Source organism: Noviherbaspirillum denitrificans, from assembly GCF_002211445.1.
Classification (GTDB): Bacteria; Pseudomonadota; Gammaproteobacteria; order Burkholderiales; family Burkholderiaceae_D; genus Noviherbaspirillum; species Noviherbaspirillum denitrificans.
The window spans coordinates 3,793,891-3,800,953 of the sequence record NZ_LSTO01000001.1 but is presented as its reverse complement, the minus strand read 5'-3'; the positions used below and the strand labels follow the sequence as shown (position 1 = coordinate 3,800,953).

Annotated in this window: 7 protein-coding genes; all 7 read right to left on the bottom strand. The window is 63.5% G+C overall.

The features are described from left to right. A partial coding sequence (locus AYR66_RS18440; RefSeq protein WP_170942324.1) for an acyl-CoA dehydrogenase family protein occupies positions 1–505 on the bottom strand: 505 nt, incomplete at its 3' end. Positions 506–518: 13 nt separating this feature from the next. Then, positions 519–1,190 (bottom strand): SDR family oxidoreductase, encoded by a 672-nt coding sequence (locus AYR66_RS18435; RefSeq protein WP_088708719.1) that lies wholly within the window; start codon positions 1,188–1,190, stop codon positions 519–521. A 125-nt stretch (positions 1,191–1,315) separates the two neighbouring features. Then, positions 1,316–2,497 (bottom strand): acetyl-CoA C-acetyltransferase, encoded by a 1,182-nt coding sequence (locus AYR66_RS18430; RefSeq protein WP_088708718.1) that lies wholly within the window; start codon positions 2,495–2,497, stop codon positions 1,316–1,318. 20 nt (positions 2,498–2,517) lie between these two features. Beyond that, the gene (gene aceK / locus AYR66_RS18425) at positions 2,518–4,311 is read right to left on the bottom strand and encodes a bifunctional isocitrate dehydrogenase kinase/phosphatase (protein ID WP_088708717.1); all 1,794 of its coding nucleotides are present in this window, start codon (positions 4,309–4,311) and stop codon (positions 2,518–2,520) included. Positions 4,312–4,314: 3 nt separating this feature from the next. Further along, positions 4,315–5,256 (bottom strand): pyridoxal-phosphate dependent enzyme, encoded by a 942-nt coding sequence (locus AYR66_RS18420; protein WP_088708716.1) that lies wholly within the window; start codon positions 5,254–5,256, stop codon positions 4,315–4,317. A 10-nt stretch (positions 5,257–5,266) separates the two neighbouring features. Beyond that, positions 5,267–5,704 carry a PaaI family thioesterase gene (locus AYR66_RS18415; RefSeq protein ID WP_088708715.1) on the bottom strand — a complete coding sequence of 146 codons (438 nt, stop codon included), beginning with the start codon at positions 5,702–5,704 and terminating at the stop codon, positions 5,267–5,269. Positions 5,705–5,778: 74 nt separating this feature from the next. Beyond that, the gene (locus AYR66_RS18410; RefSeq protein WP_088708714.1) at positions 5,779–6,963 is read right to left on the bottom strand and encodes an isovaleryl-CoA dehydrogenase; all 1,185 of its coding nucleotides are present in this window, start codon (positions 6,961–6,963) and stop codon (positions 5,779–5,781) included. Positions 6,964–7,063 lie beyond the last annotated feature (100 nt).

Sequence of the window (7,063 nt, the reverse complement as noted above, 5' to 3'; positions counted from 1 at the left end):
CCGCCATGACGATCGCGACATCGGCGTACTTGCCGCTGGTGATGAACTGCTTCACGCCGTTCAGCACATAATGGTCGCCGTCGCGCGTGGCGGTGGTGCGCAGCGCGGACGCGTCGCTGCCGACGTGCGGCTCGGTGAGGCAGAACGCGCCCAGCATTTCGCCGCGTGCCAGCGGCTTGAGCCATTGTTCCTTCTGCGCGTCGTTGGCGTACATCATCGCGATGCTGCACACCGGGCAGTTGTTGACGGAGATGACGGTCGAGGTGCCGCCGTCCCCGGCCGCGATTTCCTCGAGCACCAGCGACAGCGACAGGTAATCCAGTCCCGCGCCGCCGAGTTCTTCCGGCACCGCCACGCCGAAGGCGCCGAGTTCGGCCAGTCCCTTCAGCTCATCCTTCGGGAAGTGGTGCTCCTTGTCCCAGCGCGCTGCATTCGGTGCGAGGCGTTCCTGCGCAAAGGCGCGCAGTGCATCGCGGATCATTTCGTGTTGTTCCGATAAAACCATTTATGTCTCCCCTTTACCAGGCCAGCGTGCGGCCGGCGTAATTGCGGTACGTGCCGCTGTCTTCCTGTTTCAATCCGTTGATCACGTTAAGCAATCCGCCCACGCTGTCTTCGACGGCCAGTGTGGCATTCGGTCCGCCCATGTCGGTCCGCACCCAGCCGGGGCACATGAGGACGAAGGTGGCGGACGGGTAATCGAGCGCCGCGCTCCTGACCGCCATGTTCAGTGCCGTCTTCGAGGTGCGGTACAGCCAGCCGTAGCTGGTGTCGGTCTCGCCGATGCTGCCCATGCCGCTGCTGATGAACGCGAACCGGCCCTGCGCGGCTTCCACCATCGGCGCGATGGTCGGGATGACCTGCATCGCGCCGAGCACGTTGGTGTGCATCACCTTGTCGAAATCCTGCGCGGTCGGCGGCGCCTTCGGGCTCTGGCCTTGCGGGCCGTAGACGCCGGCGACGTAGACGGCGAGGTCAAGCTTTTCGCCATCGAGCTGCCAGCCGAGGCCGGCCAGCGAATCGGGATTGGCGACGTCGAGCTTGTACGCTTCCGCGCCGGCGCTGCGGAGGTCGGCGAGGGATGCGTCATCGCGTGCCGTGGCGAGCACCCGCCAGTTGGCGGCGATGAGCTGGCGCACGAATTCGCGGCCGATACCGCGCGAGGCGCCGAGGATGAGGGCGGTGGGCATGATCTTCTACGGTTGGACTTTATCGCCCTCCCCTTCAAGGAGAGGGTTGGGGCAGGGATTGGGTTCTACTGCGACAGAAACCCATCCCCCTCCTAACCTCCCCCTTGAAGGGGAGGAACCAGGCATCAGACGAGTTCGATCGCCATCGCCGTGCCTTCACCGCCGCCAATACACAGCGACGCCACACCCAGCTTGCCGCCGGTCTTCTTCAGCGCGCCGATCAGCGTGACGAGGATGCGGGCACCCGATGCGCCGATCGGATGGCCGAGTGCGCAGGCGCCGCCGTGGACGTTGATCTTGTCGTGCGGGATGTCGTGGTCGCGCATGGCGGCCATCGGCACGACGGCGAACGCCTCGTTGATCTCGAACAGATCCACATCCTTGGTGGTCAGGTTCAGCTTCTTGTACAGCTTTTCGATCGCGCCGATCGGTGCGGTGCTGAACCAGTTCGGTTCCTGCGCATGGGTGGTGTGGCCGAGCACGCGGGCGATCGGCTTGCAGCCCAGCTTTTTCGCGGTCGATTCGCGCATCATCACCAGTGCGGCGGCACCGTCATTGATCGACGACGATGACGCGGCTGTGATCGTGCCGTCCTTCTTGAACGCCGGCTTGAGCGATGCGATCTTGTCGAGGCGAGCCTTGAGCGGGCCTTCATCCTTGTCGATCACGACATCGCCGCCCTTGCCGGATACCGTTACCGGTGCGATTTCCCACTTGAAGGAGCCGTCGTTGGTCGCTGCCTGCGCGCGCTGCACCGATGCAATCGCGTACGCATCCTGCTCTTCGCGGGTGAACGAATACTTGGCCGCGCAGTCTTCGCCGAAGGTGCCCATGGAGCGACCCTTTTCATAGGCGTCTTCCAGGCCGTCGAGCATCATGTGGTCGTACATCATCGCGTGGCCGATGCGGTAGCCGCCGCGCGCCTTCGGGATCAGGTAGGGGGCGTTGGTCATGGATTCCATGCCGCCCGCGACCACCACTTCATTGCTGCCGGCGAGCAGGGAGTCGTAGCCGATCATCGCTGCCTTCATCGCCGAGCCGCACATCTTCGACAGCGTGACCGCACCGGCGGAAACCGGGATGCCGGCCTTGATCGCCGCCTGGCGCGCGGGCGCCTGGCCCTGGCCCGCCATCAGGCAGTTGCCGAACAGGACTTCGTTGACGAGCTTCGGTTCCAGGCCGGCGCGCTCGACGGCGGCGCGGATTGCAACTGCACCCAGGTCGCTCGCGGACAGCGCGGAGAAATCACCCTGGAAGGCGCCCATCGGGGTACGGGCGGCGCCAACGATAACAATAGGATCACTCATCATTCATCTCCAGTAGGTTGCTAGGCGGCCTGTGCCGCGGGGGTAAGGGGTTTGTAGCTGAAGCGCAGTTCCTGCGGATACGGGAATACGTCCTCGATGTGGCCGTCGAGGATGCGCTGCTTGGCGTTCTGCCAGTATTTCGCCGTCAGAAGGTCGGCGTGGTGCTTGAGGAAGTACTTGCGGACTTCCGTATTGCCGAGCAGGAAGGTGCCGAACTGCTCGGGGAAAACATCGTTCTTCGCAACCGGGTACCACGGCTCGCTCGACATCTCGTCTTCTTCGTTGCGCGGCGCCGGGATCTCGCGGAAGTTGCAGTCGGTGATGTACTCGATCTCGTCGTAGTCGTAGAACACCACGCGGCCATGCTTGGTGACGCCGAAGTTCTTGTACAGCATGTCGCCTGGGAAGATGTTCACGCCCACCAGGTCCTTGATCGCGTTGCCGTACTCGACCATGCCGTGCTCGACCGATGCATGGTCACCGCGCCGTTCCGCCTCGCTGAGGAAGAGGTTGAGCGGCATCATGCGGCGCTCGATGTACAGGTGCTTGATGATGATCTCGTCGCCCTCTTCCTCGACGATGGAGGGCGCGACTTCCTTCAGCTCGGCCAGCAGTTCCGACGAGAAGCGTGCGCGCGGGAAGGCGACGTTGGAATATTCCAGCGTATCCGCCATGCGGCCGACACGGTCGTGGTTCTTCACCAGCAGGTACTTTTCCTTGACCACGGCGCGGGTGGTTTCCTTCGGCGGCGGGAAGAAATCCTTGATGACCTTGAACACATACGGGAAGGATGGCAGCGCGAACACCACCATCACCAGGCCGCGGATGCCGGGCGCCGCTTCGAAGCAGTCGGACGAATGCCGCAGGTGGTGCAGGAAGTCGCGGTAGAACGCCGCCTTGCCCAGCTTCTGCAGGCCGAGGATGGTGTAGATCTCGCTGCGCGGCTTGTAGGGCATCAGCGTGCGCAGGAAGTGCACATAGGCCGACGGCACTTCCATGTCGACCATGAAGTAGGCGCGCGTGAACGAGAACAGCACCGTGATCAGCGTCGGATCGAACAGCACCGTGTCGAGCACCAGCTGGCCCTTGCGGTTGTACAGGATGGGCACGACGAAGGGATAGATGCGGTTGCCGTTGATGCCCTTGCCGACGATGTAGGCGCCCTTGTTGCGGTAGAACAGCGAGGCCAGCACCTGGATCTGGTGGTTGGGTTCGAGCAGGTCGCTGCCGAACATCGCGCGCATGCGCGCTTCGACGAAGCCGACATCGCGGTCGAGGTCGGCGAACGGCGTCGCCAGCTGGAAGTTGGTGACGATGCGCTTGAGCGTGTAGTGCAGGCCGTCCTTGGCCGGATAGTACACGCGGTAGGTGGGCTGGATTTCGTCGGTCTCGATGTACTCGGTGGAGACCGCCGGCCGCACGAAGATGAAGTCGTTGTGGTAGTACGAACGGTGCAGGATGTTGCAGCACACCGAGTTGAAGAAGGTCTCGGCCAGCTCCGGCTGCTTGTGGTTGATGAGCAGGCCGATGTAATGCAGCTTCACCTCGCGCCACACCTCGTCGCCGATCTCTTCCTGGTCGTATTCGTCTTCCAGGATCTGCACGCATTCCTGCACGCGCGTGTCGTAAAAGGCGATGCGTTCGCGCGCCTTCCGCTGCGCGGTTTTCCAGTCTCCTGCTTCGAAGTAGCGCTTGGCCGCCTGGCTCTCTTCACGGAACAGCCGGTAGTGCTTGTCGAAGCCGTCCAGGATGGTGCGCGCGATGTCGAACGCGATCTGGGAACGGAGGAGTTTTGGGAAGGTGGTCTGGGGCATGGCTTATCGCTTGAAGTGATTCTTCCAAGCCTCCAGTTTAGCCAAATCCACTCCGATGCCGCCGCAGACAACGACCAGCGGCGCATGAAATTCTTTCAGCTCCGGTAATTGCTGGTACGCAACGGCGAGCGCCGCGCCGCAAGCCGGTTCGACGAGCGTGCGCAGGTCGTCGGCAAAGCGCAGGCAGGCGTCGACGGCCTCTGCATCGGTGACGGTCACGCCGCGTACATCGTGCCGGTGCGACCACTCGAATGCCTGCTGCGCGACGCGCTTGGCGCCGAGCGTAGTGGCAATCGACGTGATGGCCGGCAAGGTGACCAGTTCGCCGGCGCGGATGGCGGCGTTCAGCGATGCCGCGCCTTCGGTTTCGACCGCGATCACCGGCACATGCGCCTTGCCGTTGCGGTGCAGGCCTTCGAGCACGCCGCACAGCAAACCGCCGCCGCCGACCGAGCAGATGACCGCATCAAAATCGGTGCCGGCTTCATGCGCCTGCTGTACCGCTTCGTCAATCAGGGTCGCATTGCCGTCCCAGATATCCGGATGGTCGAAGGGCGGGATGTACACCGCGCCGGGTTCCTGGCACAGGCGCAAGGCTTCTTCGTTTGTTTCGTCCCAGACGCTGCCGTGCACGATGCATTCCGCGCCGATGTCGCGGATCTTCGCGCGCACGGATTCATGCGTGGTCTGCGGCACGAGGATGGTGGTGCGCACGCCGAGCGCCGCGCCGGCGACGGCCGCCGCAAATCCCGCGTTGCCGCCGGACGGACAGACGAAGTGGGTCGCGCCGTTGTCCGCCGCACGGCGGCACATCGTGCCAATGCCGCGCAGCTTGAAGGAGCCGGAAGGCTGCAGGTTCTCCATCTTCAGCAGGACGGTCCTGTCCTGCGCGGCCGAGAGGGGGCCGTGGCGCAGCAGGGGAGTCGTGATGTGGAGAGCTGCCATGGCAGTCCGCTTAGTTCCTGTTCCGGGACACGACCGCCATGGTGGCGGTCAGCTTGCTGATCAATGTCTTCTTGTCGCCGGCCAGTGCGAATACTTCCGCTTCCACGACATGAAAGGCCCGGCCCGGCTTGAGTACCTGCGCGCGGCAGAGCAGCGCGTCGCCCACGCCGGCGCGCAACAGGTGGATCTTGAATTCGGAGGTCAGGATGAAATCATCCGCACCCGTCACTGTCATGGCGGCCCCGCCTGCCGTATGGTCTGCAATAGTCGCCTGCACACCGGCGTGGATGACGCCGGTGTGCTGCAGGTGACGCGGCTCGATGCGCAAGGATGATTCGCACCAGCCGGGTCCGCACTCGACGAGCTTGATGCCGAGCGCGGAGAGGAACGCCGCTTCGCGGAAGCTGGATTCGATGACTTGCCGGTATTCGGGGTCGGGGGCGTGCATGGGTGTCTCCGCCAACAATGCTTTGACTACTGAGCGCCTTCCCCTTCATGGGGAAGGCAGCCTTGTTTTATTTTTTACTTCGTCTCTGCAAACAGCTCGCGACCGATCAGCATGCGGCGGATTTCACTGGTGCCGGCGCCGATCTCGTACAGCTTCGCGTCGCGCCACAGGCGGCCGACCGGGTACTCGTTGATGTAGCCGTTGCCGCCCAGCGTCTGGATCGCCTCGCCGGCCATCCAGGTCGCCTTCTCGGCGGAGTAGAGGATCGCGCCGGCCGCATCCTTGCGCAGCGCACGCACCTGTTCCGGCGTCTTCGCGCGGTCGCAGGCCTGGCCGACAGCGTACACATAGGCCTTGCACGCCATCATTGTGGAATACATGTCGGCGAGCTTGCCCTGCATCAGCTGGAATTCGCCGATCGGCTGGCCGAATTGCTTGCGGTCGTGGACATAGGGGACAACCGCGTCCATGCAAGCCTGCATGATGCCGAGCGGGCCGCCGGACAGCACGGTGCGCTCGAAGTCGAGGCCGGACATCAGCACGTTGACGCCCTTGCCGAGGCCGCCGAGCACGTTTTCTGCCGGCACTTCGCAGTCCTGGAACACCAGTTCGCCGGTGTGCGAACCGCGCATGCCGAGCTTGTCCAGCTTTTGCGCGACCGAGAATCCCTTGAAGCCCTTTTCGACCAGGAAGGCGGTCATGCCGCGCGGGCCGGCTTCGATGTCGTTCTTCGCATACACCACCAGGGTGTCGGCATCCGGACCGTTGGTGATCCACATCTTGCTGCCGTTGAGCACCCAGCGGTCACCCTTGAAATCGGCGCGCAGGCGCATGCTGACCACGTCGGAACCGGCGTTCGGCTCGGACATCGCGAGCGCGCCGACGTGTTCGCCGGAAATCAGCTTGGGCAGGTATTTCTTCTTCTGCTCTTCGGTGCCGTTGCGCTTGATCTGGTTCACGCACAGGTTGGAGTGCGCGCCGTAGGACAGGCCGACCGAGGCGGAAGCGCGGGAGATTTCTTCCATCGCGACGATGTGCGCGAGGTAGCCCATGTCGGTGCCGCCGTACTCTTCGCTGACGGTCACGCCGAGCAGGCCGAGTTCGCCCATCTTCTTCCACAGGTCCATCGGGAACTGGTCGGTGCGGTCGATTTCGGCGGCGCGCGGCGCGATTTCCGCCTGCGCAAACTGCTGTACGGTTTCGCGCAGCGCGGCGATGTCTTCGCCATGGTCAAAGGTCAAGCCGGGCAGATGGATCATGTCGTCCTCACGTTGTTGGAGTTATGGCAAGGGCCGAGTAATGCCGTTGCCGATGATGAAGGATCATACTTCCAATTTACGTTTACGTAAACGTAAAGCA

Coding starts and splice junctions, on each gene's coding strand:
- AYR66_RS18435 (WP_088708719.1), bottom strand. CDS start 1,190: ATGCCCACCGCCCTCATCCTCGGCGCCTCGCGCGGTATCGGCCGCGAA.
- AYR66_RS18430 (WP_088708718.1), bottom strand. CDS start 2,497: ATGAGTGATCCTATTGTTATCGTTGGCGCCGCCCGTACCCCGATGGGC.
- aceK (WP_088708717.1), bottom strand. CDS start 4,311: ATGCCCCAGACCACCTTCCCAAAACTCCTCCGTTCCCAGATCGCGTTC.
- AYR66_RS18420 (WP_088708716.1), bottom strand. CDS start 5,256: ATGGCAGCTCTCCACATCACGACTCCCCTGCTGCGCCACGGCCCCCTC.
- AYR66_RS18415 (WP_088708715.1), bottom strand. CDS start 5,704: ATGCACGCCCCCGACCCCGAATACCGGCAAGTCATCGAATCCAGCTTC.
- AYR66_RS18410 (WP_088708714.1), bottom strand. CDS start 6,963: ATGATCCATCTGCCCGGCTTGACCTTTGACCATGGCGAAGACATCGCC.